Origin of the sequence: Pseudomonas sp. SWRI68 (assembly GCF_014269165.1) — a bacterium.
GTDB lineage: Bacteria > Pseudomonadota > Gammaproteobacteria > Pseudomonadales > Pseudomonadaceae > Aquipseudomonas > Aquipseudomonas capeferrum.
Window position 1 is genome coordinate 1 of sequence record NZ_JABWRU010000064.1, and the last position, 429, is coordinate 429.

Annotated in this window: 1 protein-coding gene; it reads left to right on the forward strand. The window is 60.1% G+C overall.

The features are described 5' to 3' along the window. The coding region (locus HU770_RS26805) for an immunoglobulin-like domain-containing protein (RefSeq protein WP_186666595.1) at nucleotides 1-429 on the forward strand (429 nt) is incomplete at both ends.

Consider the following 429-nt stretch of genomic DNA (forward strand, 5'->3'; position numbering starts at 1 on the left):
GGCGAAACCAGCGCGCCGTACAGCCATGCTGCGCAAGGCGACGACGTCTATAAGGACGCCGGTGAAATCAGCCTGGGTATCAAGTCGGCAGCAGACATCGACGGCCGTGCCTTCGAAAATCTGCAGATGGGCGATGCGGCGTCGGTCAAAGTGACTGACACCACTGACGACGTAGTGGCCAAACTGACTGCAACACCTTCGGTTACCGAAGGCGGTGCGATCACCTACACCATCACGCTGACCAACAAAGACGGTCTGCCGATCGATAAGCATTCGGCGCTGACCTTCACGCTGAGCGACGGCACCACCGTCATCACCGTCCCGGCCAACAGCACCAGCGGTTTCGTCACCGTGACTGCTCCGGACAACGTCTACACCGGCACCAATGACCCGGTGATCAAATCGATCGCCAGCGTCGACGGTGCCGAC